The following is a 25,989-nucleotide window of genomic DNA, read 5'->3' on the forward strand; positions in this document are numbered from 1 at the left end:
AACTGATGCGAGAGGACGCGCCCGTGCAGGAGTTCCACACCCCGGCTGAATACGACATCGCCCCCGGCGAGACATGCCTGACCGCCATGCTCGACACCGCGAGACGCTATCCGCACGGCGTGATGTTCACCCGCCCCGCCAACTACGAGTGGGTCAACGTCACCTCCGCGGAATTCGTCGGCGAGGTCTACGACGTGGCCAAGGGCCTGGTCGCCTCCGGGGTACAGCCCGGCGACCGGGTCGCGCTGATCTCCGCGACGCGTTATGAGTGGTCGCTGCTCGACTTCGCCATCTGGGCCGCCGGCGCGGTGAGCGTACCGGTCTACCCCTCCTCGTCGCTCTCCCAGATGCAGTGGATCATCGAGGACTCCGGAGCGGTGCTGGCCATCACGGAGACCCGCGACCACACCGAGCTCATCTCGCACCTGGTGCTGCAGGAGGACGGCACCCCGGGGCTGCAGGGTTCGCCCTCGCAGCTGCGCCGGGTGCTGGAGATCAACTCCTCGGCGATCGCGACCCTGAAATTCGAGGGCCGCGGCATCGACACCGAGGAGATCGACTCCCGGATCGCCCGCACCGAAACCGATTCGCTGGCCTCCCTGGTCTACACCTCCGGCACCACCGGCCGGCCGAAGGGCTGCCGCCTCAGCCACCGCAACTGGCTGGCCGAGGTCCGCGCGATCCTCTCCCACCCGGTCGGCGCCATCTCCCGACCGGGCACCCGCTCCCTGACCTTCCTGCCCATGGCCCACGTCCTGGCCCGTGCCGTCTCCCTGGCCCTGGTCATCGGCGGCGCAACCCAGAACCACTGGTCGGACTTCTCCACCCTCTCCGTCGAGTTCTCCCGCTCCCGCCCGAACCTCATCCTGGGCGTGCCGCGCGTCTTCGAGAAGGTCCGCAACTCGGCGGCCGCGAAGGCCGCCGACGGTGGCCCGCTGAAGGCGAAGCTCTTCGACCGCGCGGAGAAGACCGCCATCGAGTACTCCCGCGCCCTGGACAAACCGGAGGGCCCCTCGAAGGCCCTGCAGGCCAGGCGGAAGCTCTACGACAAGCTCCTCTACTCCAAGATCCGCGCCGCCATCGGCAATTCCGTCGAGTACGCCATCACCGGCGGTTCCGCGATGAGCCACGACCTGCTGCACTTCTTCCGCGGCCTGGGCGTGACCGTCTACGAGGGTTACGGCCTGACCGAGACCGCTGCGGCCGCCACCATCGACTTCGAGGACCAGAAGATCGGCTCCGTCGGACGCCCGATGGGCGGGGTGACCATCCGCATCAACGACGAAGGCGAAATCCTGGTCAAGGGCCCCATCCTCTTCGACGGCTACTGGAAGAACGACGAGGCCACCGCCGAATCCATGCACGACGGCTGGTACAACACCGGCGACCTCGGCGAGCTGCTGGAGACGGGCCACCTGGTGATCACGGGCCGCAAGAAGGACCTCATCGTCACCGCCGGCGGCAAGAACGTCTCGCCCGGCCCGATGGAGGACTCCCTGCGCGCCCACCCGCTGATCTCCCAGGCGATGGTCGTCGGTGACGGCAAACCCTTCATCGGCCTGCTGGTCACCCTCGACGAGGATGCGATGAAACGCTGGCGCCTCAACCACAACATCCCGGAGGGCAAGTCGATCGGGGAGCTGGCCACCGACCCGACCCTGCGGGCCGAGATCCAGGACGCCGTCAACACCGTCAACGCCACCGTCTCCCACGCCGAGGGCATCCGGAAGTTCTACATCCTCGACCGGGACCTCTCGGAGGAGGAGAATGAGCTGACCCCGACGATGAAGGTCAAGCGCAACGTGGTTGTCGCCCGCTACGCGGACGCGATCAACCACCTGTACAAGCCGTAGCCCGGCGCGTCCTGCCGGTGCCCGCGGGTTTGTGGCCTAAAGTCAGGCGGAGTCCAGGTGAACATCAAGATTGACGGATAGGGGGCCGCCCACGATGCAGAAGATCGCCGCCGAGTTGCGCCACCGCGAACTCACCCAGGAGATCTACAACATCGGTGACGAGGTCGCCGTCTACACCGAGAATCTCCTCGAGGCCGTGCGCGACTGGGACCCTGAACTCACCCGCGAGTGCCTCGCCGAGTTCGTGGAGATCCTGGCCGACGCGCGCCGGGATTCCCGCCGGATCGTCGGTGAGCTCCTCGGTCTGCGCCAGGCGCTGATCAGTGGTCTGCGCTCCGGTGTGCTCTCGGCCAGTGCGGCCGCCGGATCGCGCCTGCCGGAACCCGAGCTTCTCGACGCCGCCTCCTTCGAGGAACTCTTCCCCGTGGCCAACCCCGTGACCGTCACCGGTCTCGCGGAGGCCGTCAACGCCCGCACGGAGGTCACCGTCGAGCATCTCGGCGAGCTCGTCGAGTGGGTGCTCGACCAGACGGAACTGGTCGCCGGGAACCTCGACGCGGTCAGCCTGCCGCACCTCTACGCCCGCGCGGGCACGCACGTGACCGCCACGGTCGAGGGGTGGCTGGAGACGGTCGCCGGGGATCACCCCTCCTATGTGCGCACGATGCGCGGCAGCCACCCGCCGGAGTTCCTCGCTGAGCGCGCGCGTATCGACGCCGTCGTCGCCCGCGTCTCCGCCAAACGTGCCCGCCGGGGTGCGGCCAGCTAACGTGGCGTAGATGTTCGGCGTCTACGTTCACGTCCCTTTCTGCTCGACCCGTTGCGGTTACTGCGATTTCAACACCTACACCCCGGGTGAGCTCGGTACATCCGCCTCACCCGCCTCCTACCTCGATGCGCTCGCACGCGAGCTGGAGTTGGCCGCGCCCTCGGGGCGTCCGGCCGAGACCGTCTTCATCGGCGGCGGCACCCCCTCCCTGCTCGGCGCTGACGGCCTGACGCGCGTGCTGGGCATGGTGCGCGACACCTTCGGCCTGGCCCCCGGCGCGGAGATCACCACCGAATCCAACCCGGAGTCCGTCTCCCCGGAATTCTTCGCGGGGCTGCTGGAGGCCGGTTTCACCCGCATCTCCTTGGGCATGCAGTCCGCCTCCTCCGCTGTCCTGCGCGTGCTGGACCGCACCCACACCCCGGGCCGGGCCGTCGATGCCGCGAAGGAGGCCCGCGCCGCGGGTTTCGCCCACGTCAACCTCGACATGATCTACGGCACCCCGACCGAGACGGATGATGACGTCCGACGCACCCTCGACGCGGTCCTGTCCGCCGATGTGGACCACGTCTCCGCCTATTCTCTGATCGTCGAGGACGGCACCGCCATGGCCCGCAAGGTCCGCCGCGGCGAGCTGCCGGCACCCGATGAGGATGTCTACGCCGACCGCTACGCCATCATCTCGCAGCGGCTGGAGGGGGCGGGTTTTGACTGGTACGAGGTCTCCAACTGGGCGAAGCCGGGTGGCGAGTGCCGCCACAACGAGATCTACTGGCGCGACGGCGACTGGTGGGGTGCCGGCCCGGGTGCGCACTCGCACCTGGGCAGCCGCCGTTTCCACAACATCAAGCACCCCGCCCGCTACGCCGACAAGCTCGCCCAGGGGGAGCTGCCCATCGCCGGCACCGAGGAGCTCTCCGACGCCGACCGCCACACCGAGCGCATCATGCTCGGCCTGCGCCTGCGCGAGGGCATCCCGTTGAGCTGGATTGAGGCGGGGGCGCACGGGGTTGTCGACAAGCAGGTGGCGGCAGGCCTGCTGCAGCGGGTGGGCGAGCGCATCGCGATCACCGACGCGGGGCGCCTGCTCGCCGACGGCATCATCACCGACATCCTGGTCGCGGAGGAACGCTGAGCCCGCGGAATATCGTCCCCTGAGTCGGCCCATTCAGGGGGCCATTTCGCCGACTAAGGGGACGGTTTTCCAGCCGCCGGGAACCTTCCGGCCGCGCGGGCAGTCCAACAGTGGCATGGAACCGCGACAGATCCTCCGCACCGCCGATCTCAACGCACAGGGCATCAGCCGCCACAAGATCACGAAGCTTGTCGACGCCGGCCAGCTCCACCGCGTCGACCACGGCATCTACTGCACCTCCCGTCCCTCGGGCGACTACCTGCTGCGGGCGTTGCAGCGCAGCCGCCCGCAGCTGGTGTTTACCGGAAAAACTGCCTGGCAGGTCTACGAGAAGAAGCACATCTCGGTGCCGGTGCACGCGTTGGTGGCACGCGATGCCCGGCGTCCCGACGCGACCTACCTGCGCACGGCCCGGGCAGCCGCCAGGCCGCACCGGATCGTTGACGGGCTGCGCATCGCCACCCCGGTCCGCGCGGCGTTGGACATGTCGGCGGAGGACGAGAACTGGGCGGTGTGGCTGCTGGAGAAGCAGTACCCCGGCGCAACCGGCCAGGCGCAGCTGGAGGAGGACCTGGCTGTATTCAAGGAAATTCCGAAGCGGTTGCGCGAGCTGGTGGCCAGGGCGGCGGTGGGCGGGGACTCGATGACCGAGAGGATCCTGTTCCGCGTGTTGCGGGAGCGGGGGATCGTGATGGAGCAGAACAAAAAGATCGGCCACTACTTCCGTGACGGGGTCAGTGAGAAGCACAGGCTGATCATTGAGGTCAACGGCCATGAATACCACCACCGGCGCCAGGAGCTGATCAAGGATTACTGGAAGGCCAACGACGCGCACATCCGCGGATACCGTCACCTGACGTATTCGGAAGTGTGCATCGACATGCATCTGCCGTCGGTGGTCGCGCAGATCGAGGCGCTCATCGCCGGGGAGGAACGGCTCAGCGCACCCGTGTGGGACTGGCACAGTGCCTGGTCCGCAACCCACGCGGGATGGAAATAGCACTCTTCGGGGTTACACTTGGGGAACCTAGCAACCGAGGGAGGTGAGTGCCAGATGGCTGGATCGACGGCGGATCGTCGGCAGGAGGTACTGCGCGCGATCGTGGCGGACTACATCGCCTCCCAGGAACCGGTGGGTTCCAAGGCGCTGCTGGAACGCCACCATCTGAACGTGTCGAGTGCGACGATCCGCAATGACATGGCGGTGCTCGAGTCGGAGGGCTATATCGCGCAGCAGCACGCGAGTTCGGGCCGGATCCCGACGGAGAAGGGCTACCGCCAGTTCGTGGACCACATCCATGAGCTGAAGCCGTTGTCGGCGGCGGAGCGCCGGGCGATCATCGGTTTCCTGGAGGAGGGGGTGGATCTGGAGGATGTGCTGCGCCGTTCCGTCCAGCTCCTCGCCCAGCTGACCCGTCAGGCGGCGGTGGTGCAGCTGCCGGATCTGCGGGTCTCACGGGTCAAGCACGTGGAGGTGGTCGCGCTCGGGCCGACGCGTCTGCTGCTGGTGCTGATCACGGACACGGGCCGGGTGGACCAGCGCAACGTGGAGCTCGATGAGCTCATCGACGCCGCCGGCGTCCAACTCCTGCGCGACCTGCTCAACGGTGCGCTGGCCGACAAGACCCTCAAGGAGGGTTCGACGAGCCTGGTGGAGCTGGCGCACAACCCGCCGGCGCAGATCCGGCATGCGGTGATCCGGGCGTCGACACGCCTGATCGAGACGTTGGTGGAGCAGCCCACGGACCGCCTCATTCTGGCGGGGGCGTCGAATCTCACGCGTTTCGCCCGGGACTTCCCGGCGGGCCTGCCCAGTGTGCTGGAGGCGCTGGAGGAGCAGGTGACGGTGCTCAAGCTGCTGGCGAATGTGCCGGACCTGGGCAACGTGAGCGTGCTCATCGGTGAGGAGAACGAGAACGAGGATCTGCATGATGCCTCGGTCGTGGCCACCGGCTACGGTTCGGTCGGGCACATGCTCGGCGGGCTGGGTGTGGTGGGCCCGACGTTCATGGACTATCCGGGAACCATCTCGAAGGTCTCCGCCGTTGCACGGTATGTCAGCCGCATTCTGGCTGGCGAGTAGTATTTATCCGATCTTGAACAGCTGACAAAAGGAAGTCTCACTCATCGTGGCTCGTGACTATTACGGAATTCTGGGCGTCGACAAGTCTGCGACGGATGCCGAGATCAAGAAGGCGTACCGCAAGCTGGCGAGGAAGTACCACCCGGACGTCAACCCCTCGGAGGAGGCGGCGGAGAAGTTCCGCGAGGCGTCGGTGGCGCATGAGGTGCTCACCGACCCGGAGAAGCGCCGTATCGTGGACATGGGCGGGGACCCGATGGAGCAGGGCAACGGCGGCATGCCGGGCGGCTTCGGCGGGGGTGGTTTCGGGGACATCTTCGAGGCCTTCTTCGGTGGCGGTGCCGGTGGTTCCCGGGGTCCGCGTTCGCGGGTGCAGCCGGGCAATGACGCCCTGCTGCGCATCGCGATCACCCTCGAGGAGGCTTTCGCGGGTGTGAAGAAGGACATCACGGTCGACACCGCGGTGGTCTGTGAGCACTGTGAGGGCACCGGTTCGGAGTCCAAGGCCAAGCCGGTGACCTGTGGGCAGTGCCACGGCCAGGGTGAGGTGCAGCAGGTGCAGCGTTCCTTCCTGGGCAACATCATGACCTCCCAGCCGTGTCCGACGTGTGACGGTTTCGGTGAGGTCATCGAGGATCCCTGCTCCCGCTGCTCGGGCGGCGGGCGTGTGAAGAAGCGCCGCGACCTGGTGGTCAACGTGCCGGCGGGCATCAACAACGGCATGCGCATCCGCATGGCCGGCCAGGGCGAGGTGGGCCACGGTGGTGGCCCGGCGGGTGATCTCTACGTGGAGGTGGCGACCCGTCCGCACCCGGTCTTCCAGCGCGACGGCGACAACCTGCACCTGGCGGTCTCGGTGCCGTCGGTGGACGCCGCCCTGGGCACGGAGATCACCGTCGAGGACCTGGCGGGCGCATCCCTGACCATCGAGATCCCGGCCGGCACGCAGCCGGGCGAGCAGATCCGCCTGGTCGGTGAGGGCATGCCGCGCCTGCGCACCGAGGGCCGCGGCCATCTCATCGCCCATGTGGAGGTCACCATTCCCACGGAGCTGGATGAGCGTACCCGCGAGCTGCTGGAGCAGATCCGTGACCACCGCAAGGAGGTCAGCAGCGTCAACCGCGAGGGCGAGAGCGACTCCGGTTTCTTCTCCCGGCTGAAGGACAAGTTCCGCCGGTGAGTCTCCCCGTATTCCTCCACCCCGGACCCTTTGAAGGCCGCGTGCTGCTCGACGGCCCCGAGGGCCGCCACGCCGTCGCCGTGAAACGTATCCAGGCCGGCGAGCGCATCATGCTTGTCGACGGCCGCGGCACCCACGCCACCATCTTCGTCACCGCCACCCGCGGCAAGGATGTGCTGGAGGGGGAGGTGGAGGAGTGCGGCGTGGAGAAGCAGGCCGGACCACGCGTCACGGTGGTGCAGGCCCTGCCGAAGGCGGAGCGTTCCGAACTCGCCGTGGATCTGGCCACCCAGGCCGGGGCCGATGCGGTCGTGCCCTGGCAGGCGCAGCGTTGCGTGGCGAAATGGACCGGCCCGAAGGCCGCGAAGGGCGTGGCCAAATGGGAGGCGGCGGCGCTGGCTGCGGCGAAACAGTCCCGGCGCACGCGCATCCCCGAGATCCTCGACGTGCACACCACGGCCCAGCTCGCAGAGCTGATCGCAGGGAAGACCGCGCTGGTGCTGCACGAGGATTCCGCCACCCCGCTGCGCGAGATCGACCTGGATGTGGACGAGGTCGTGCTCATCGTCGGCCCCGAGGGCGGCATCGGCGCGGACGAGCTCGCGCAGCTGACCGCGGCAGGCGCGCAGGCCGTGAGACTGGGCCCGGAGGTTCTGCGCACGGCCAGTGCGGCGATGGTGGCCCTGTCGGCCATCGGGGTGCTCACCCGGCGCTGGTAAAGTTCAGTGAAATCGTTGCAACAAGAAAGCAGGCGCCGGAGCCAGTGACAGCAGAGGTCATCACGAGGAAGGTGGAGATCGACTCCGCCCACGCCCAGGCCGTCCTGGGGATCAACGACGAGAACCTGCGGGTGCTGGACAACCAGATTGACGCGGACTTCTTCGCCCGCGGCCACGTCGTCCGCATCACCGGCCCCGACCACGAGGTCGCGCGTGGGGTGAAGGTGCTCGAGGAGCTCGAGTCGATCGCACGGCGCGGGCACGTCATCTCGCCGGACTCGGTCAAACACGCCGTCTCCATCGTCACGGTGGAGGCGCCGCAGTCGGTGGCGGAGGTGCTCGCCAGCGACATCGTCTCCCGGCGGGGCAAGACCATCCGCCCGAAGACGCTGGGGCAGAAGGAGTACGTCGACGCGATCGACGAGCACACCGTCGTCTTCGGCATCGGCCCGGCCGGCTCCGGCAAGACGTACCTGGCGGTGGCGAAGGCGGTGCAGGCGCTGCAGTCGAAGCAGGTCAACCGCATCATTCTGACGCGCCCCGCGGTGGAGGCCGGTGAGAAGCTCGGCTTCCTGCCCGGCACGCTCAGCGACAAGATCGACCCGTACCTGCGCCCGCTCTACGACGCGCTGCGGGACATGCTGGATCCGGAGATGATCCCCAAGCTCATCGAGGCCGGCGTCATCGAGGTCGCCCCGCTGGCGTACATGCGTGGCCGCACGCTCAACGACGCCTTCGTCATCCTCGACGAGGCACAGAACACCACCCCGGCGCAGATGAAGATGTTCCTCACCCGCCTGGGCTTCGGTTCGAAGATGGTGGTCACCGGCGATATCACCCAGGTGGACCTGCCCAGCGGCCAGAAGTCCGGTCTGCGCCTGGTGCGCCACATCCTCCGCGGGGTGGAGGGCATCCACTTCGCGGAGCTGTCCAGCAGGGACGTTGTCCGGCATTCCCTGGTCGGCCGCATCGTCGACGCCTACGACTCCTACGAGGAGAAGATTTCCCAATGAGCATCGAGGTCTTCAACGAATCCGGCTACGAGGGTGTGAACGAGGAGATGCTCATCGACGTCGCCTCCTTCGCCCTCGGTGAGATGGACATCCACCCCGACGCCGAGGCCTCCATCCACATCGTGGACCTCAAGACCATCACGGATCTGCACGTGCGCTGGCTCGACCTGGACGGTCCCACCGACGTGATGAGCTTCCCCATGGATGAGCTGACCCCCGGTTCGGGCACGGCCCTGGGTGGGCGCCCGGACAGCAGGTCGGTTGGCCCGGCGCTGCTGGGTGACATCGTCCTGTGCCCGGAATTCGCCGCGAAGCAGGCCGTTGCCGCCGGCCACGGCCTCGACCATGAGCTGGCGCTGCTGACCGTCCACGGTTGCCTGCACCTGCTCGGCTACGACCACGCCACGCCCACCGACGAGCGTGAGATGTTCGCCCTGCAGAACGAGCTGCTGGCCGACTGGTACGACGACGTCACCCGCCGCGGCGTGAAATACCAGCCCAAGCCGAGCGGCGCGCAGGCATTTCCGTCCGCGGCCGACCGTGCGGAGCTGGACAAGATCGTCCCCGGCGGCGGACTGCCCGCCGTCGGTGAGCCCCGCCGGAGTGCACCCGACGGGGACCGTTGATGGACATAGATGTCGTCTGGCTGGGCACGGTCACCGTGCTGGCCCTGGCGCTGTCCGGCCTGCTGGGCACCGTCGAATCGGCGGTCAGCTCCGTGTCCCGGGCACGCACCGAGGCCATGGTCAAGGATGAGGTCAACGGCGCGCGCTCGCTGCTCACCGTCCTCGACCGCCGCGCCGACCACATCAACCTGCTCGTCCTGCTCAAGACGCTTCTCGACGCCACCGCCGCCGTCTTCGCCGCCGCACTGGCCCGGGAGTACATCGCCTCCGACCTGTGGGCGATCACCCTGGCGATCGTCGCCGTGACGGTGATCAGCTACGCCATCGTCGGCGTCTTCGGCCGCACCATGGGCCGCAAGAACCCCTATTCGATCTCCCTGCGTTCCGCGGTGGTGCTGCAGGGCGTGGCCTATGTCCTGGGTCCGATCTCCCGGCTGCTGATCTGGACCGGAAACCGCATCGCCCCCGGCTCCGGTTTCCGCCACGGTCCGTACGCCACCGAGGTGGAACTGCGCGAGATGGTCGACATCGCCCAGGAGCACGGCATCGTGGAGATCGAGGAACGCCGCATGATCCAGTCGGTCTTCGACCTCGCCTCCACCACCGCCCGCCAGGTGATGGTCCCGCGCACCGAGATGATCTGGATCGAGGACGACAAACACGCCGGCCAGGCCACTTCTCTCTGCGTGCGCTCGGGGCATTCGCGGGTGCCGGTGGTGGGGGAGAACATCGACGACATCGTCGGCATCGTCTACATCAAGGACCTCGTCCGCCACACCTACCACCTCACCGATGGCGGGGCGTCGGTCTCCGTCGGCGAGGTCATGCGCCCGGCGACCTTCGTGCCGGAGTCGAAGAACCTCGACGAACTGCTGCATGAGATGCAGCGCGACCAGATCCACATGGCCATGCTCGTCGACGAATACGGCGGCATCGCCGGCCTGATCACCCTGGAGGACATCCTCGAGGAGATCGTCGGTGAGATCGCCGACGAATACGACATCAGCGAGGTCGCCCCCATCGAGCGCCTCAGCGACCGTAAATACCGCGCCGTCTTCCGCCTCTCGCTTGAGGACCTCACCGATCAGATCCACGACGACCTGGACCTGGACATCGACTTCCCCGAGGACATCAGCGAGCAGGTCGAATCCGTCGCCGGACTCATCGGCTACGAGATCGGCCGCGTCCCCCTGCCCGGCTCCGTCGTGGAGACCTGTGGCCTGCGCCTCACCGCCGAAGGTGGCCGCGACCGCCGGGGCCGCCGGCGGGTGCGCTCCGTCATCGTCGAGGTACTCGAGCACGCCGGCCAGCCCGAGAACGGCAACGGCGAGGACTGATTGTTAAAAGTGCGCCGGAGGAGCACAATATCCAGCGTGAACATCCTTTCCATCCAGTCCTCAGTGGCCTACGGCCATGTCGGTAACTCCGCTGCCGTCTTCCCGCTCCAGCGCCTCGGCCACGAGGTGTGGCCGGTGTACACCGTCAACTACTCCAACCACACCGGCTACGGCTCCTGGCGGGGCCCGATGATCCCGGCCGCCGATGTCGCCGACATCATCACCGGTATCGAGGAGCGCGGTGCGCTCGCACGTGTCGACGCCGTCCTCTCCGGCTACCAGGGCGGCTCCGACATCGCTGACGTCATCATCGACGCCGTCGCCCGCGTCAAGGCCGCCAACCCGAAGGCCGTCTACGCCTGCGACCCGGTCATGGGCAACGCGAAGTCCGGCTGCCACGTCGGCGACGCCATCCCGCCGCTGCTGCGCGACCGTGTTGTCCCGGTCGCCGACATCATCACCCCGAACCAGTTCGAGCTGGGTTTCCTCACCGGCCGCGAGGCTTCCGACCTGGCCACCACCCTCGACGCGGTTGACGCCGCCCGCGAGATGGGCCCGTCCACCGTGCTGGTCACCTCCCTGGAGCGTCCCGAGCGCCCGGAAGGCACCATCGAGATGCTCGCCGTCAACGACGCCGGTGCCTGGCTCGTGCAGACCCCGTACCTGCCCTTCAAGCGCAACGGTTCCGGCGATGTCACCGCCGCCCTGTTCACCGGCCACTACGTCTCCACCGGGGACGCCGCCGATGCCCTGGCGCGCACCGCCTCCTCCGTCTTCGACCTGGTGGAGAACACCTACCAGGCTGATTCCCGTGAGCTGCTGCTCATCGAGTCCCAGGACGCCTACGCCAACCCGCGCCTGCAGTTCGCGGTGGACCAGGTTCGGTAGTTTTCAGCTGTCGTAAAATGTCACGTCAACAATCACCAGTTTTCGCTGCCACCTGCTCTTATAGTTTTACATGCATTCGTATTATGTGACATTTTCCGAAGCCCCTTCCCAGCCCCATCAACACCAGCCGTTCCGCGGAGTAACCTGGAACAAACATCCCCCTGACCTAGGAGTCCCACATCAGCAGTTTCACCGACACCCCGGAGGGCTTCCGCTCCGGTTTCGTCAGTTTCGTCGGCCGCCCGAACACGGGTAAGTCGACGCTCACCAACGCCCTGGTGGGCGAGAAGATCGCGATCACGGCGAACCAGCCGGAGACCACGCGCCACCCGATCCGCGGTATCGTGCACCGCCCGGACGCGCAGGTGATCGTGGTGGACACCCCGGGGCTGCATAAGCCGCGGACGCTGCTGGGGGAGCGGCTCAATGAGATTGTCAAGGACACCTACGCGGATGTGGACCTCATCGGTTTCACTGTCCCGGCGGATGAGAAGATCGGCCCCGGTGACCGGTGGATCCTGGAGAATCTGCGGACGGTGGCGCCGAAAACACCGATCCTGGGGATCGTGACCAAGCTGGACAAGGCCTCCAAGGACCAGGTGGGTGCGCAGCTGCTGGCACTCCATGATCTGCTGGGTGGGGACGCCGAGGTGGTCCCGGTCTCTGCCGCGGACGGCACGCAGGTGGATGTGCTTCTCGACGTCATCACCTCCCTCCTCCCGGAAGGCCCCAAGTTCTACCCGGACGACCACGTCACGGATGAGGACACGGAGAAGCGTATCTCGGAGCTGATCCGTGAGGCAGCGCTGTCCGGTCTCAAGGATGAGCTGCCGCACTCGGTGGCCGTGGAGGTCGATGAGGTCCTGCCCAGCCCGGAGAACCCGAAGCGCCTGGATATCCACGCGATCATCTACGTGGAGCGTGAAGGGCAGAAGTCCATCATCATGGGCCGGGACAACCGCCGGATGGGCCGGATCATCCACAACGCCCGTCAGGAGATCATCAAGCTGCTGGGGCAGAACGTGTTCCTGGATCTGCGGATCAAGGTGCTGAAGAACTGGCAGTCCGACCCGAAGTCCCTGGGCCGCCTGGGGTTCTAGAAGAAAATGCGCAGGGAGTCCTACCGTGATCGCGCACTGGTGGTGCGCACCCACGATTTCGGTGAGGCCGACCGCATCATCGTCCTGCTGACGCGCAACCACGGGATACGAAGGGGCGTCGCAAAGGGAGTGCGGCGATCGAAGTCGCGCTTCGGCTCCCGCCTGCAGCACTTCGTGGATATCGACGTCCAGCTCTACCCGGGCCGCAACCTGGAGTCGGTGACGGGTGCGGACACGGTGGCCTATTACGGCTCGGGCATCATCGACGATTATGAGCGTTACACCGCCGCCTGCGCCGCCCTGGAATCCGCGGAACGGCTGGCCACGGCCGCGCAGGAGGGCGATCCCTGGCTCTTCGACCACCTCACGGAGACCCTCGCCCGGATGCAGCAGACGAAGCACCCGACGGTGGTGCTCGACGGTTTCCTGCTGCAGGCGATGACGCACGCCGGTTGGGCGCCGAGCCTCTTCGACTGCGCCCAGTGCGGGGCGCCGGGGCCGCACCATGCCTTCCATCCGGCGATCGGCGGGGCGGCGTGCGTGCAGTGCCGGCCCCCGGGTTCGGCGGAGGTGCCGGAGGAGGCGCTGCACCTGATGTGGCTGCTCAATCATTCGCACTGGCCGGCGGCGCTGCAGCTGGTGGAATCTGCCGAGGGCGGGCACCTGAGCACCACCGCGCACCGGCTGACCCGGGCGCATCTGCAGTGGCATCTGGAGCAGAAGGTGACCAGCCTGGGCGTGATGGATCAGACCTGAGGTGCCGGGTGGCACAATGGTCGGCGTGAACAACAATCCCGCAGCCCTCACCCCGCCGGATATCCCGGCCCAGTTCATTCCCGATCACATCGCCCTGGTGATGGACGGCAACGGCCGGTGGGCGCAGGAACGCGGGCTCAAGCGCACGGAGGGGCATAAGCGTGGTGAGGCCGTCCTCATGGACATCGTCGACGCCTGCCTGGCACTCGGGGTGCCGTATCTGTCGGCGTACGCCTTCTCCACGGAGAACTGGCGACGTTCGGCCGATGAGGTGCGTTTCCTCATGGGCTTCAACCGGGATGTACTGCGCCGCCAGCGCGATGAACTCAACACCAAGGGGGTGCGGGTGCGCTGGGTGGGCCGGCGCCCGCGTCTGTGGCGCAGCGTCATCCGCGAGCTGGAGGCGGCCGAGGAGCTGACGAAGGACAACACGCGCATGACGCTGGCGATGTGCGTCAATTACGGCGGGCGTGCCGAGCTTGTCGACGCCGCCCAGGAGGTCGCCCGCCGCGCCGCCGCCGGGCAGCTGCGCCCCGAGCAGATCACCGAGAAGACCTTCCCGCAGTTCCTCGACCAGCCGGACATGCCGGACGTGGACCTGTTCCTGCGCCCCTCGGGGGAGAAGCGGACCTCGAATTTCCTGCCCTGGCACTCGGCCTATGCGGAGCTGGTCTACCAGGACAAACTCTTCCCGGACTTCACGCCGCAGGACCTTTTCGACGCGGTGGTGGAGTACGCTGCCCGGGACCGCCGTTTCGGCGGGACGAAGGCTTAGGGTCGGGAAGAGGAATATGCCCATCAAGGGGGAACCGACGCGGGCGCAGATCAACCGGTGGCGCAGGTACCTGGCGAACGAACGCGCCGAGGCCGCCCTCTACCGGGAGCTGGCGCGGAAGAAGACCGGTGAGGAACGCGAGATCCTCGAGGCCCTGGCCGATTCCGAGGCCCGCCACGAGAAGTTCTGGCGCGAGAAGCTCGGCGACTACGTCGGCTTCCCCCGCCAACCCGATCTGAACACCCGCTTCCTGGGCTTCCTGGCCCGGCGTTTCGGTTCGGTGTTCACCCTCGCGCTCATGCAGACCGCCGAGGCCCGCAACCCGTATGTCAAGGACGAGGACGCCTCCCCGCAGATCGCCGCCGATGAACGCATCCACGCCGAGGTGGTCCGCGGTTTGGCGGCCCGGGGCCGGGAGAAGATCTCGGGTAACTTCCGCGCGGCCGTCTTCGGTGCCAATGACGGACTGGTGTCCAACCTGGCACTCGTCGTCGGCATCATGGGTTCGGGGGTCTCCTCGAACCTCATCCTGCTCACCGGCATCTCCGGCCTGCTGGCTGGCGCCTTGTCGATGGCGGCGGGGGAGTACGTCTCGGTGACCTCCCAACGCGAGCTCCTCGAGGCCTCCACCCCGCACCCCAAGGCGCATAAACTGCTGCCCTCCCTGGACGTCAACGCCAACGAACTGGCCCTGGTCTACCGGGCCCGTGGGATGGGGGAGAAGGAGGCCGACGACAAGGCCAAGGCCGAGTTCTCCCGTATGGCACTCGAGCAGGCCATCGGCCTGGACCGGGAGGACAGCCCCGGCGGGGAGACCATCTGGGCCAGCCCCAGCGAGGTCGTCGGCTCCCCCTGGGCCGCGGCCAGTTCCAGCTTCCTCTTCTTCGCCGGCGGTGCGCTGATCCCGATCATCCCTTTTATCTTCGGGGCTTCACCACTGGTGGGTGCAGTCATCGCTATGGTGCTGGTCTCCCTGGCGCTGCTGGGCACCGGTGGGGTGGTGGGCGTGCTCTCCGGCAAACCGCCGCTGACCCGCGCCTTACGCCAGCTGCTCATCGGCCTGGGGGCCGCCGCCATCACCTACCTGCTGGGGCTGGCCTTCGGCACTGTCATCGGTTAGCAGCCCGGCACACCTGGGGCACACGCCGTAGATCTCGGCGTCATGCCCGGTGAGCTGGAAGTTGTTCTCCTTGGCCACCGCCCTGGCCCAGGTCTCGACGGGGCCGCCGTCGATCTCCTCGGTGCGTCCGCACCGGGTGCACACCAGGTGGTGGTGATGGTGGGGGGAGGTGCACTGGCGGTAGAGGGTCTCGCCGGAGGCCATGTGGAGGACGTCGACGGCCTTGAGCTCGGCAAGCGACTGGAGGGTGCGGTAGACGGTGGTCAGGCCGACCTGCACGTCGCGTTCCTCGAGTTCGCCGTGGATGTCCCTGGCGGAGGCGAAGGTGTCGATCTCGGAGAGGATGTTGATCACCGCGGTGCGCTGACGGGTGTTGCGTGCGCCGACTTTGGGCACACCGGACGACAAGGGTGGCATGGCCGGTTCTTTCTCAGGGCTGGGAGATGAGTATGTGTCCCATTATCCATGTCACGGGCAAGATCCGCGGGTCAGGCGAGGGGAGCGGTGGCAACCTGCCGGGTGTTGCGGTGTGCGATGGGCACGATGCGGGGGGAGGGCTCGCGGCGGCCGGTGGCCAGCTGCTGGCGCTCGTCGAGGGCGCGGTGGCCGATGGTGACGGCGGCGTCGATGAGCTGGGCGACCTCGGGGATGACGAGGCGGTACACGACTTCGCGGCCGCGGCGTTCAGAGTCGACGATGCCGGAGCGCTTGAGCACGCGCAGGTGCTGGCTGATCAGGGGCTGGGACTTCTCCAGGCCGTCCACGAGTTCGTGGACGAAGTGGTCCCGGACCGACAGGCGCCAGATGATCTGGACCCGGAGACGGGAATCGAGGGCGCCGATGACGGTCTCGGCGGCATCCAGATCGGTGTCCGAAAAGGTGTTCATCACAAACTCATTCTTTCGAGAGGGCTCAGATTCCCCGCTGCACGGTGATCTAGACCATAGGTTGTGCTAGTCCAGCTCTCCGGTAGTCGCATATGTGTCTCTACGTGCTGGGTTGGCGATAGTGCCGTGGTCAACTATCAGCTTAGACATTTAAGGTATCCCACTGAAACTCGACCCTTATATTCGCCTGAGGAAGACGGTTTCGGGGGGAAGTAACGGGGGAGGGAAGGGGCACCTCAACCCCACCTCAACCCCACGGCCCTGTACAGAACCCGCAACGGCTACACTCGTTGTCTGATTGACTTGTCCCCTACCAGAGGAGTCTGAAGCCATCATGGCGTCCGTCATCGATACCGTCGTCAACCTGTGCAAGCGCCGCGGTCTGGTCTACCAGGCCGGCGAGATCTACGGCGGTTCCCGCTCTGCATGGGACTACGGTCCGCTCGGTGTCGAGCTCAAGGAGAACATCAAGCGCCAGTGGTGGCGTCACATGGTCACCGCCCGCCCCGACGTCGTCGGAGTGGACACCTCCATCATCCAGCCGCGTCAGGTCTGGGTCACCTCCGGTCACGTCGAGGTCTTCACGGACCCGCTGGTGGAGTCGCTGCACACCCACAAGCGCTACCGCGCTGACCACCTGCTCGAGGCCTACGAGGCGAAGCACGGCCACCCGCCGGCGAACGGCCTGGCCGACATCAACGATCCGGAGACCGGCCAGCCGGGCAACTGGACCGAGCCGCGCCCCTTCTCCGGTCTGCTGAAGACCTTCCTGGGTCCGGTCGACGATGAGGAGGGTCTGCACTACCTCCGCCCGGAGACCGCGCAGGGCATCTTCGTCAACTTCAAGAACGTCATGACGTCCGCGCGCATGAAGCCGCCGTTCGGTATCGCCAACATCGGCAAGTCCTTCCGCAACGAGATCACCCCGGGCAACTTCATCTTCCGTACCCGCGAGTTCGAGCAGATGGAGCTGGAGTTCTTCGTCAAGCCGGGCACCGATGAAGAGTGGCACCAGAAGTGGATCGACGACCGCATGGAGTGGTACGTCAACCTGGGCATCAAGCGTGAGAACCTGCGCTTCTACGAGCACGCCCAGGAGGACCTGTCCCACTACTCCAAGCGCACCGTCGACATCGAGTACGCCTACGGCTTCACCGGCTCCAAGTGGGGTGAGCTGGAGGGCATCGCCAACCGCACCGACTATGACCTCAAGACCCACTCCGAGGGCTCCGGCGAGGACCTGTCCTACTTCGACCAGGAGTCCGGCGAGCGCTGGTACCCCTACGTCATTGAGCCGGCCGCCGGCCTGGGCCGTGCGTTCATGGCCTTCCTCGTCGACGCCTACACCGAGGATGAGGCCCCGAACTCCAAGGGTGGCGTGGACAAGCGTGTCGTGCTCAAGCTCGACCGTCGTCTGGCACCGGTGAAGGTGGCCGTGCTGCCGCTGTCGAAGAAGCCGGAGCTGGCCGGCCCGGCTGAGCACATCGCCGCGGGCCTGCGCGAGTTCTGGAACGTCGAGTACGACACCTCCGGTGCCATCGGCCGCCGTTACCGCCGCCAGGATGAGATCGGTACCCCGTTCTGCGTGACCGTGGACTTCGACACCCTCGAGGACAACGCCGTCACCGTCCGTGAGCGCGACACCATGGAGCAGGAGCGTGTGCCGCTCGATGAGCTCCAGGGCTACCTGGCGCAGCGTCTGATCGGCTGCTAGTCGTGCACTACACCAGTTGGGACCGCACCGACACGGATGCGCCCGTCCTCCTCGCTGAGGGCGGGCCGGCCGAGCTCGGCCGTTTCACCGCGGACGCCGCGACCGTTGACGGCCAGGTCTGGGGGCTCTCCTTCACGAAGGAGACCGGCGCCAGGGCCACGCTTGCCGACGGCCGCGTCCTCGACGCCCCCGGCAACTTCGGCCGCGACAAGACCATCACGGTCGATGTCGCCGGCACGAAGTACTCGCTGATCAACGAGGCCTCCACCAACTGGATCATCGAGGACGCCGCCGGCGAGAAGATCGGCCAGTTCTCCGGTGCCGGCAACGGCGTGCGGCAGTCCATCCTCGAGTTCGAGGGGGAGACCGACCTGCCCGTGGAGACCGTCGCCGGCCTCAGCTGGCTGGTCCGTCTCGTGCTGGAGTCGCGTCTGGGCCGGTCCTCGCTGGTGCTCATCGGCACGCTGATCATCATGTCCGTCATCGCGGTCCTGGCGTTCATCTTTTAGACGCATGGGCAGCGAGGAGCGGCCGGTCGGCCCCTGGACCTGGGAGGGCAACGAGCTTTTCGACGCTCACCGTTCCCGCCTCGCCGCCGTCCGCTCCGATGTCATCATCTTCGACTCCGAGCGCCTGCTCATCGAGTCCGAGCCCGGCCCCTTCCAGTTCCGGGCCCGGGCCACCACCGGCGACGGCCGTGTGTTCACCCTCGTGCAGAGCCGCATGACCGTGAGCACCCTGCTCGCCGACTGCGACGGCCGCCGCTACACCCTCCAGCGCAGCTCCGTCTGGCGCAAGGCCCGCCACATCATCGACGCCGACGGCGACATCGTCGCCCGCGTCCGCCCCCTGATCAGCGGGCGCGTGGAATTCCATCCTGGCCCCGCCGTCGCCGACCTCCCGCTTGTCGACGCCGTCTTCCTCTCCTGGGGCTGCGTCCTGGTCGACTCCCCGGTGCGGCGGCCGCGGATTTAGGGGCTGGGTGCGTGGCGGTGCGTCAGTTATTGCGCGCTGTTTTCAGCGGGACAGTTGGCCGTCAGAAACTCGTTTCGATTATTTCGTTTGTTCGGTAGATTGGGGGCATGGCACAACTAAAAGACAGCAACGGAACAGATGTAGCGGGCACCGCTCGGAAGGCTTTGCAGCGGCTTAACCAAGTGTTGGACAGTCTTCCTGAACAGGGAACTCTCGACGTTGTCGTTGAACAGTCCGATGAAGCTATCCGCCTTCCGCGGGAAGTCGCCGCCCTGCTTCGGGAAATCCTGGTGAATGCCGCGGCCGGAAGGCATGTCGGGGTGATGCCCATGCATGCCGAGCTAACGACTCAACAGGTGGCCGATGTTCTCAATGTGTCCCGACCACACGTAGTCAAACTCATCGACGAAGGCGTTCTGCAGGGACATAAAGTAGGAACACACCGACGTATATACGCGGCGGATGTCTATACCTACAAGCACCAGCGGGACCTGGAAGTTCGCGCTGCCGCAGATGAACTCGCTGCCCTCAACGATGAGATGGGGCTGTACGAGTGAGCGGATTCACCGTTCTCTACGACGCCAATGTGCTCTACCCCAACATGCTCAGGGACATCCTCATCCGTCTCGCATCTACCGGTATTTTTCGAGCCCGATGGACTGACCAGATACTGGATGAAGTGTTCCGGAATCTTGAGACCAATCGTCCGGACCTGGATCCGGTCAAGCTTCGTAGAACTAGGCAACTCATGTGCAAAGCAGTTGATGATTGTCTCGTCACCGGTTACGAGGACCTGATCGAAGCTTTGACGCTCCCTGATCCTGATGACCGACATGTCCTGGCGGCTGCCATCCGGTGTGGTGCTCAGGTGATAGTCACCGAGAATAAACGGGATTTTCCCTCGGAGGTGTTGAACCGGTACAACATCGAAATTCAGGGAGCGGACGAGTTCCTGTGTGATCAAATTGATCTCTTCGGTCCTCGTGTCCATCAGGCCATTACGTATGCCGCGGCCGCATTCAAGAACCCGCCCAGAACGATTGACGATGTCCTTGATGCGCTGGCAAAGTCAGGAGCACCTTCCGCTGCCGCACTGCTACGTCGCTAGTTCTGGACGCGGCCAGGTCCCTCGCTCCACGGGTGCAGGCGACCGGTCGACCTATTCCGGTGGGGCGGTGAACGGTACCGGACGGCGCAACCGCGGCCCTGAAGGTGGAGGGTAGTGCTTGGCGGCCTTCTGGTTGTTCAGCCGAAGGAATTCGGCCAGGGCCCGGTAGGCAACGAGCGTCCCGCTCTTCTCGTCCACCTTCCCGCGTTCGTGTTGTATCGCCTTCCTGTTGTCCAGAATTTTCTCCCGCACCAGCTCCAGCTCCCGACGGACCGCCTGCAGCTTCTGCTCGGCGGGGCCCTCGGACTGCTTCGTCAGTTCCCGTTCCTGTTTCTTCAACCGGAGCTCCTCTTCCACCAGGTCCTGGACAACAGAGGCCTCGGAGTCCAACCGCCAGTACCGGGAGTGCACCCAGGGGAAGATGTCTCGCCGGGACCACCGGCGCAACGATGCTGCCCGCACGGCGACATCGCGTATTCCGCAGCCGAATTTTGACGCCAGCGGGCCACCCACGAGATCCCCGAAAAATAACCACCTGGGAAAATACGCATTCGACCAGCGCGTCACCGCGAACGGGGCACCATGGTGGGCCACGAGGGCGTTGCGGGGTGACCTGCCCCCGAGGGTGTGCCACCCGTCCTCCCGGGTGTACTGACGGCTGTAGAAGACCCCACCGCGATCATCAATCGGCGGGCATTCCGGATACTCGCGTTGCGTCTTGCGTTCCTGGAACCGGGCGTTGGATCGGGAGAGCAGGAAATCCGCGTATGTCAGTGGTGAGCCGAGGGTGATGAAGTCGGTGATCAGCCAGCGCATGCCCCGATGCCGGGACTCCACCCAGAGTGCGTGCTGGGCCTGCTGCCAGTTCTCCAGATCCTCCGGGTCCGGATCCGGGGGAAGCAGTTCGACCAGGTTGTCGAAATTGGCCGCCAGCGTGGTGGGGTAATCGTCCGGGGCCTCCGCCAGGGCCGGGTCAGGATGGCGCAGCTCGTCCCACGCCAGGCGGATCAGATCGAGGCCGATCACCGAACCCAGGCTGTGACCGACGACCACGATCCGTTCATAGGTTCCCGCATCGTGCAGGGCATGAAGAAGGCTGAGGCCCTCGGCCCGGATCTCGTTGCGGGCCTTGAGACTGCCGGGGGCACCGGAGAGGTAGAACTTGGCGTCAGCCAGCGACCTGGTCAGGAACCCGCCGGCGAGCAGGACAACCACCAGAGCCACGACGGCGGCGATGATGAGTATCCGGCTCAGGAGCTGGGCGCTGCCCGCGGGGAGTCCGATAAACCCCAACCAACCCCCGACGGCGGTCAGGAAGATAAGTACCAGGGCCGTCACCGCGGCCTGGAAGATGCCGATCGGCCTTCGCAGTGGCGGTTGGTGGCCCCAGAACGGACGGCGGAAGAGGAGGTCTGTGAACAGCCACCGCAGGGTGGCGAAGAGACGTCCGGCAGGGAAGTGGTGGGCCCAGTAGAACTCGAAGAAGTCGGTCTCCGGCCGCGGGTGGGAGCCGTGGCTGGAGAAGCGTCGCAGCTCGTAGTTGCTGGAGTACCGGTGGGGTTTGCTGTAGTACTCCGGAACGCCGATCCCCGCCATGAACGCACGTAGGGTGTCCATCGGCCGTTGGTCGCCTATTCCGTGGATGAGCACCACGGCCTGGCGTTGGCGCTGTGACCTCTGCTCCCGTTGCATCTCCATGAGGCCATGCTATCGCCGTCAAAACTACCGGGCGGACACTTCCTGGAAAGCCTTAGAACGACCCGCCCCGGAAACCACCACCACCGCCGCCACCAAAACCGCCGCCCCCGCCGAAGCCCCCGCCGAAGCCGCCGCCGAATCCACCGCCGAATCCACCGCCGCCGCGGCCACCGCCGGAGAGGATCTCGTTGATGAGCATGCCTGCGACGAAGCCACCCATCCCGGAGCCACCGCCGCGGCCCTGCTGCTGGCGGCGCTGGTAGTCGTCGATGTCGGCCTGGGCCTGCCGGGAGGCACGCTTGGCGGACACAGTGGCCTGGCGCGCGGCCTCGATGGCACTGCGGGTGTCGGTGACCCGCATCTGCAGGGCCTGGGCGTGGAGGCGCTTGGCGTCGGCAAGGTAGGTGCGGGCCTGGGCCTTGACCACGCGGCCGCGGGAGGCGATGAGGTCCTCCGCGCCCTGGATGGTGGAGTTGGCGGACTGCAGCTGGTGGTCCAGGAGCTGGAGCTGGCGGGACTGGTCGGCGGTGGTCTCGCGGACGGCGTCGAGATGCTCGTCGAGTTCGGCGTCGATGTCGGAGAGCAGGGTGTAGGCGCTCAGGGGGTCGGAGCTCTTGAGTTCGCGGGCCTGGTCGAGGGTGGTGATGGCGCGGCCGACGACGTCATCGAGCGCGGCCCAGTCGGCACGCGCGCCCTCGGACACACCGCGGCGTTTGAGGTCGCCGGCCTCACCGATCTCGCCCTCGACCTCGGCGATGAGGTCGTCAATGCCGGCCTGGGCGGTGGCGATGTGCTCGTCGGCACGCTCGATGCTGCGCAGCATGTGGTCGGCGCGTTCGATGGCGTGCTCGGAGTGGCGGATGGCCTCGACGAGTCCGCCCTGCTCACCGGCGGGGCGGGATTCCAAACCGCGGGCCTCCGCCAACGACTTCTCGGCCTCATCGAGCGCCGCTGTAGCAAGCGATACGTTGTCGTCGATGGAAGCCAGCACCTCGGGGGAGTATCGCTCGCGCAGCGCCTCCATAGTCGATTCAGCCTGGGGGAGGCGGGTGCGCACGTCGATGGTGCGCTGGGTCAGCTCGTCGATCTTGCGGTCGGCGGTGGCCAGCAGGTTGCGCATGTCGGCGAAGCTGGCGGACTCGGCGTCGAGAACCTCATCGGCCTGGCCGCAGGAGGAGATGATCTCCACGAGCATGCCGCGGCGTTCGGCCTCGGATTCGGGGATGGAGTCGTTGAGGCGTTGCTGCAGGGCGAAGGCCTTCTGCAGGGTGGTGGTGGAGTGGTTCATCGCGCGGGTGAAGCTGCGGGTGCGCTCGGGCCCGAACTCGGCGATCGCCAGGTCCAGCTCCTCCCGGCCGAGACGGATGGACTCATCCGTGGACACCAGCTCTTCCTGGGCGAGCTGCTCGAGGGTCTCCATGGGCAGACGCGCCAGGCGCCCGGTGTCGCGGGGGTCGATCTCGCGGGAGTCCTCCAGCACGGCGGCCTCGGTCTGCTTCCGCTTGCGCCGCGAATACGCCCAGATGCCACCGCCTGCGGTCACGGCGGCACCGGCGCCACCGGCCAGCCACGCGACGGATTCGCCGGACATCTCCCCGGAGCTGGCGGCCGCGTCGACGGCGGCATCAGCCGCGCCGAACCAGTCGTTTTCCACCAGGAAGGGGAAGGCGGCGTCGTACATCTCGTCGCGTTCCTGATCCGACCAGTCGGAACCACCGAAGATGCCGAACTGCCGGTCCTGGGTGGCCACGGCCAGGACCGCGGTATTGCCGCCGCCGTTGAGGTCCACGGCCTGACGCGTCCACTCCTCCGGGGTCAGGTCACCGAAGCTGGGGAGGAAGACCACGAAGATCGATTTATGGGCGTCGATCTTGTACTGCTGGATCTTCTCGGTCAGATCGTTGATGTCCGCAGCCTCAAGCACCCCGGAGTGGTCGGTGACGGGTGCGGACAGACGCTCCGGCGCGATGGCGCCCGTCTGGGTGAGCTGCGCCTGTTCAACGGTGTCCAGGCCAGCGGCCAGTGGCGCGCCCCCCACGAGGACGGCGGCGGTGATCGCCGAGGCTGCGGCCAGGGTTTTTAAGCGGGGGAGCGATGGATGCATGTGACCCAGACTACCGTCGAATACATGAAGTGGTATCTCCTCCCGGCGCTGCTGCTGCACCGCCCCGTCCGCATCCTCGTCCACGCCTATCGACGCCGCCCTCTCCCCGTCCCACGCCCCGATCTGCTGGTGCTCGGCACCGCCCAGTATGACGGCAACCCCTCCCTCCAGCTGGTCGCCCGCCTCGACCACGCGCTTGAGCTCTGGCGCGGCGACCGCGCCGAGCACATCTACACCCTCGGCGGGAACCTCCCCGGTGACCGCTACACCGAGGCCGAGGTCTCCCGCACCTACCTGATCAAGCACGGCGTGCCGGAGGACCAGGTCACGGCCGTGCCGCAGGGCAACGACACCCGCGGTTCCTTCGAGGCCTTCCTCGCGGAGCACCAGCCCCGCAAGAGCATCGTCGTCACCGATCCGACGCATGCGCTGCGGGCGGAGCTGATTGCGAAGCAGGCGGGTATCGACGCCCTCGCCTCACCCACCCACACCAGCCCGACGCGTTTCCCGGACCGGTCCTGGTGGCTCGCGCTCAGCCACGAGGTCGGCGGCCTGGCGGTTGTCGACGCGTCCCGCGTCTTCGGCCGCACCGTGGGAGATAGGCTGGAAACGATACTCCGCAGGCTGCAGGGCAGTCTGCGTCCCTCGCGCCGGACCCGACACGAGGTGCTGGCCGATAACCTGGACTGAAATGGACACGTACGCCTACACCGAGGACGATCTCGAACGCCGCCACCACGAGCGCCCCAAGGGCAGTGAGTTCACCGACTCCACACCCGACCACCGGGGGGATTTCGGCCGCGACCGCGCCCGCGTGCTGCACTCTGCCGCGTTACGGCGTCTCGCCGACAAAACCCAGGTTGTTGGCCCCCGCGACGGTGACACCCCACGTACCCGGCTCACCCACTCCCTGGAGGTCGCGCAGATCGCCCGCGGCATCGGCTCCGGCCTCGGCCTGGACCCCGACCTGTGCGAGATGGCCGGCCTGACCCACGACATCGGCCACCCGCCCTACGGCCACAACGGCGAGATGGCGCTCAACGAGGTCGCCGCCGACTGCGGGGGCTTCGAGGGCAACGCCCAGACCCTGCGCATCCTCACCCGGCTGGAGCCCAAGACCGTCTCCCCGGCGGGGGAGAGCTTCGGTCTCAACCTCACCCGCGCGGCCCTGGATGCCGCCTGCAAATACCCGCGCACCCGCACCAACGCGGACGGCACCGTCAACCGCAAATACGGCTGCTACGACGCCGACGCCGACATCCTCACCTGGCTGCGCGAGGGCCACACCGACGAGTGCCCGTCCATGGAGGCCCAGACCATGGACTGGGCCGACGACATCGCCTACTCCGTCCACGATGTGGAGGACGGCATCGTCTCCGGGCGCATCAACCTCCACGTCCTCTGGGACCTGGTCGAACTCGCCGCGCTGGCAGAAAAAGGTGCCCGCGCCTTCGGCGGCACCCCCGAAGAGCTTCTCGACGCCGCCGACTCCCTCCGCCAGCTCACCGTGGTCAGCCGCGCAGCCGACTTCGACCACAGTCTCACCGGCTACGCGGGCCTGAAGCGGATGACCTCCGAGCTGGTGGGCCGCTATGTCGGCGCAACCATCGGCGCGACGGTAGGGGAGGCAGATGGCCGACCGTTGGGCCGCTACCACGGCCGGCTGGCCATCCCGCCGCAGGCCCAGGCCGAGGTCACGCTGCTCAAGACCATCGCGGTGCTCTACGTCATGGATGCCCCGGTGCACCTCGCCCGCCAGGACCGCCAGCGCGAACGCATCTTCCGCGTCTTCGACTACCTCACCGCCGGTGCACCGGGGTCGCTGGACCCGATGTACCGCCAGTGGTGGAACGAGGCCGAGACCGACGCGGAGCAGCAGCGCGTGGTGGTGGACCAGATCGCCTCGATGACCGAATCGCGCCTGGAGCGGTTGGCGAAACGCTCGGCGGGACTGGCGCCGTTTCTGGGGTAGGGGAGGGCTGCTGCACCCCGCGATCACACACCCTGGGATCACGAACCCGCGAGGAGCCGGAGAAACCAACTCCTCGCGGGCTTTGCAAGCCAAACGGAGGTGATCGCAGGGTCTGTCTTCACAGGGTTTGGCGGCTCTTCACGATTCAGAGTGCGTAGCTGACCACGAGGTGGGGCT

Annotated in this window: 26 protein-coding genes; 22 read left to right on the plus strand and 4 right to left on the minus strand. The window is 66.8% G+C overall.

Features of this window, described 5'->3' with window-relative positions; genetic code table 11:
* Window positions 1-5 precede the first annotated feature (5 nt).
* From EAH68_RS09755 to EAH68_RS09825, 15 genes are all read left to right on the plus strand, one after another.
* Window positions 6-1,853: an AMP-dependent synthetase/ligase gene (locus tag EAH68_RS09755; protein WP_126121141.1), complete on the plus strand. Its 1,848-nt coding sequence runs from the start codon at window positions 6-8 to the stop codon at window positions 1,851-1,853.
* A gap of 94 nt (window positions 1,854-1,947) precedes the next feature.
* Entirely contained in the window at window positions 1,948-2,622 is a 675-nt protein-coding gene (locus tag EAH68_RS09760) for a hypothetical protein (RefSeq protein ID WP_126121142.1), read from the plus strand.
* A gap of 10 nt (window positions 2,623-2,632) precedes the next feature.
* Window positions 2,633-3,757, plus strand: coding sequence for a radical SAM family heme chaperone HemW (gene hemW / locus EAH68_RS09765; RefSeq protein ID WP_126121143.1), 1,125 nt, complete (start codon window positions 2,633-2,635; stop codon window positions 3,755-3,757).
* Between the two features lie 115 nt (window positions 3,758-3,872).
* Window positions 3,873-4,757: a type IV toxin-antitoxin system AbiEi family antitoxin domain-containing protein gene (locus EAH68_RS09770; protein WP_126121144.1), complete on the plus strand. Its 885-nt coding sequence runs from the start codon at window positions 3,873-3,875 to the stop codon at window positions 4,755-4,757.
* A 54-nt stretch (window positions 4,758-4,811) separates the two neighbouring features.
* Entirely contained in the window at window positions 4,812-5,840 is a 1,029-nt protein-coding gene (hrcA, locus tag EAH68_RS09775) for a heat-inducible transcriptional repressor HrcA (RefSeq protein ID WP_126121145.1), read from the plus strand.
* A 46-nt stretch (window positions 5,841-5,886) separates the two neighbouring features.
* Complete coding sequence (dnaJ, locus tag EAH68_RS09780; protein WP_126121146.1) at window positions 5,887-7,020, plus strand: molecular chaperone DnaJ; 1,134 nt, start codon at window positions 5,887-5,889, stop codon at window positions 7,018-7,020.
* Window positions 7,017-7,739: a 16S rRNA (uracil(1498)-N(3))-methyltransferase gene (locus EAH68_RS09785; RefSeq protein WP_126121147.1), complete on the plus strand. Its 723-nt coding sequence runs from the start codon at window positions 7,017-7,019 to the stop codon at window positions 7,737-7,739. The genes dnaJ and EAH68_RS09785 overlap by 4 nt, the downstream gene beginning before the upstream one ends.
* 44 nt (window positions 7,740-7,783) lie before the next feature.
* Window positions 7,784-8,752 (plus strand): PhoH family protein, encoded by a 969-nt coding sequence (locus EAH68_RS09790; protein WP_164546462.1) that lies wholly within the window; start codon window positions 7,784-7,786, stop codon window positions 8,750-8,752.
* A complete protein-coding gene (gene ybeY, locus EAH68_RS09795) occupies window positions 8,749-9,378 on the plus strand; it encodes an rRNA maturation RNase YbeY (RefSeq protein ID WP_126121148.1) in 630 nt (209 codons plus the stop codon). Before EAH68_RS09790 ends, ybeY begins: the two co-directional genes overlap by 4 nt.
* The gene (locus EAH68_RS09800; protein WP_126121149.1) at window positions 9,378-10,715 is read left to right on the plus strand and encodes a hemolysin family protein; all 1,338 of its coding nucleotides are present in this window, start codon (window positions 9,378-9,380) and stop codon (window positions 10,713-10,715) included. Before ybeY ends, EAH68_RS09800 begins: the two co-directional genes overlap by 1 nt.
* A 36-nt stretch (window positions 10,716-10,751) precedes the next feature.
* Complete coding sequence (pdxY, locus tag EAH68_RS09805) at window positions 10,752-11,603, plus strand: pyridoxal kinase PdxY (RefSeq protein ID WP_126121150.1); 852 nt, start codon at window positions 10,752-10,754, stop codon at window positions 11,601-11,603.
* 179 nt (window positions 11,604-11,782) lie between these two features.
* Window positions 11,783-12,703 (plus strand): GTPase Era, encoded by a 921-nt coding sequence (gene era, locus EAH68_RS09810; RefSeq protein WP_126121151.1) that lies wholly within the window; start codon window positions 11,783-11,785, stop codon window positions 12,701-12,703.
* A gap of 6 nt (window positions 12,704-12,709) precedes the next feature.
* A complete protein-coding gene (gene recO, locus EAH68_RS09815) occupies window positions 12,710-13,459 on the plus strand; it encodes a DNA repair protein RecO (protein WP_126121152.1) in 750 nt (249 codons plus the stop codon).
* Between the two features lie 100 nt (window positions 13,460-13,559).
* On the plus strand, window positions 13,560-14,234 hold the full coding sequence (locus EAH68_RS09820) for an isoprenyl transferase (RefSeq protein WP_439647623.1): 675 nt from the start codon (window positions 13,560-13,562) through the stop codon (window positions 14,232-14,234).
* A gap of 16 nt (window positions 14,235-14,250) precedes the next feature.
* Window positions 14,251-15,354: a VIT1/CCC1 transporter family protein gene (locus tag EAH68_RS09825; protein ID WP_126121154.1), complete on the plus strand. Its 1,104-nt coding sequence runs from the start codon at window positions 14,251-14,253 to the stop codon at window positions 15,352-15,354.
* Here EAH68_RS09825 and EAH68_RS09830 read toward each other — a convergent pair.
* Both EAH68_RS09830 and EAH68_RS09835 read right to left on the minus strand, forming a co-directional pair.
* A complete protein-coding gene (locus EAH68_RS09830; protein WP_126121155.1) occupies window positions 15,274-15,771 on the minus strand; it encodes a Fur family transcriptional regulator in 498 nt (165 codons plus the stop codon). The genes EAH68_RS09825 and EAH68_RS09830 overlap by 81 nt on opposite strands.
* 71 nt (window positions 15,772-15,842) lie before the next feature.
* Window positions 15,843-16,241 (minus strand): ArsR/SmtB family transcription factor, encoded by a 399-nt coding sequence (locus EAH68_RS09835; RefSeq protein WP_126121156.1) that lies wholly within the window; start codon window positions 16,239-16,241, stop codon window positions 15,843-15,845.
* Between the two features lie 334 nt (window positions 16,242-16,575).
* Here EAH68_RS09835 and EAH68_RS09840 point away from each other — a divergent pair, with 334 nt between their 5' ends.
* The 5 genes from EAH68_RS09840 (at window position 16,576) to EAH68_RS09860 (ending at window position 20,038) form a co-directional block, all read left to right on the plus strand.
* Window positions 16,576-17,955: a glycine--tRNA ligase gene (locus EAH68_RS09840; RefSeq protein ID WP_126121157.1), complete on the plus strand. Its 1,380-nt coding sequence runs from the start codon at window positions 16,576-16,578 to the stop codon at window positions 17,953-17,955.
* Window positions 17,956-17,957: 2 nt separating this feature from the next.
* Window positions 17,958-18,464, plus strand: a complete 507-nt coding sequence (locus EAH68_RS09845) for a hypothetical protein (protein ID WP_126121158.1) — start codon at window positions 17,958-17,960, stop codon at window positions 18,462-18,464.
* A gap of 4 nt (window positions 18,465-18,468) precedes the next feature.
* On the plus strand, window positions 18,469-18,930 hold the full coding sequence (locus EAH68_RS09850) for a hypothetical protein (protein ID WP_126121159.1): 462 nt from the start codon (window positions 18,469-18,471) through the stop codon (window positions 18,928-18,930).
* A 107-nt stretch (window positions 18,931-19,037) separates the two neighbouring features.
* Window positions 19,038-19,487, plus strand: coding sequence for a helix-turn-helix domain-containing protein (locus EAH68_RS09855; protein ID WP_126121160.1), 450 nt, complete (start codon window positions 19,038-19,040; stop codon window positions 19,485-19,487).
* Complete coding sequence (locus tag EAH68_RS09860) at window positions 19,484-20,038, plus strand: PIN domain-containing protein (RefSeq protein ID WP_126121161.1); 555 nt, start codon at window positions 19,484-19,486, stop codon at window positions 20,036-20,038. Before EAH68_RS09855 ends, EAH68_RS09860 begins: the two co-directional genes overlap by 4 nt.
* Before the next feature lie 51 nt (window positions 20,039-20,089).
* On the opposite strand, the gene EAH68_RS09865 is transcribed toward EAH68_RS09860, so the two are convergent.
* Window positions 20,090-21,736, minus strand: a complete 1,647-nt coding sequence (locus tag EAH68_RS09865) for a hypothetical protein (protein ID WP_126121162.1) — start codon at window positions 21,734-21,736, stop codon at window positions 20,090-20,092.
* A 52-nt stretch (window positions 21,737-21,788) separates the two neighbouring features.
* A complete protein-coding gene (locus tag EAH68_RS15085; RefSeq protein WP_126121163.1) occupies window positions 21,789-23,840 on the minus strand; it encodes a TPM domain-containing protein in 2,052 nt (683 codons plus the stop codon).
* Between the two features lie 24 nt (window positions 23,841-23,864).
* On the opposite strand from EAH68_RS15085, the gene EAH68_RS09875 reads away from it, so the two are divergent.
* Both EAH68_RS09875 and EAH68_RS09880 read left to right on the plus strand, forming a co-directional pair.
* Window positions 23,865-24,530, plus strand: coding sequence for a YdcF family protein (locus EAH68_RS09875; RefSeq protein ID WP_126121164.1), 666 nt, complete (start codon window positions 23,865-23,867; stop codon window positions 24,528-24,530).
* 1 nt (window position 24,531) lies between these two features.
* The gene (locus tag EAH68_RS09880; RefSeq protein ID WP_126121165.1) at window positions 24,532-25,812 is read left to right on the plus strand and encodes a deoxyguanosinetriphosphate triphosphohydrolase; all 1,281 of its coding nucleotides are present in this window, start codon (window positions 24,532-24,534) and stop codon (window positions 25,810-25,812) included.
* The last annotated feature ends 177 nt before the right edge of the window (window positions 25,813-25,989 follow it).

This window comes from Corynebacterium hylobatis, assembly GCF_003955685.1.
Taxonomy (GTDB): domain Bacteria; phylum Actinomycetota; class Actinomycetes; order Mycobacteriales; family Mycobacteriaceae; genus Corynebacterium; species Corynebacterium hylobatis.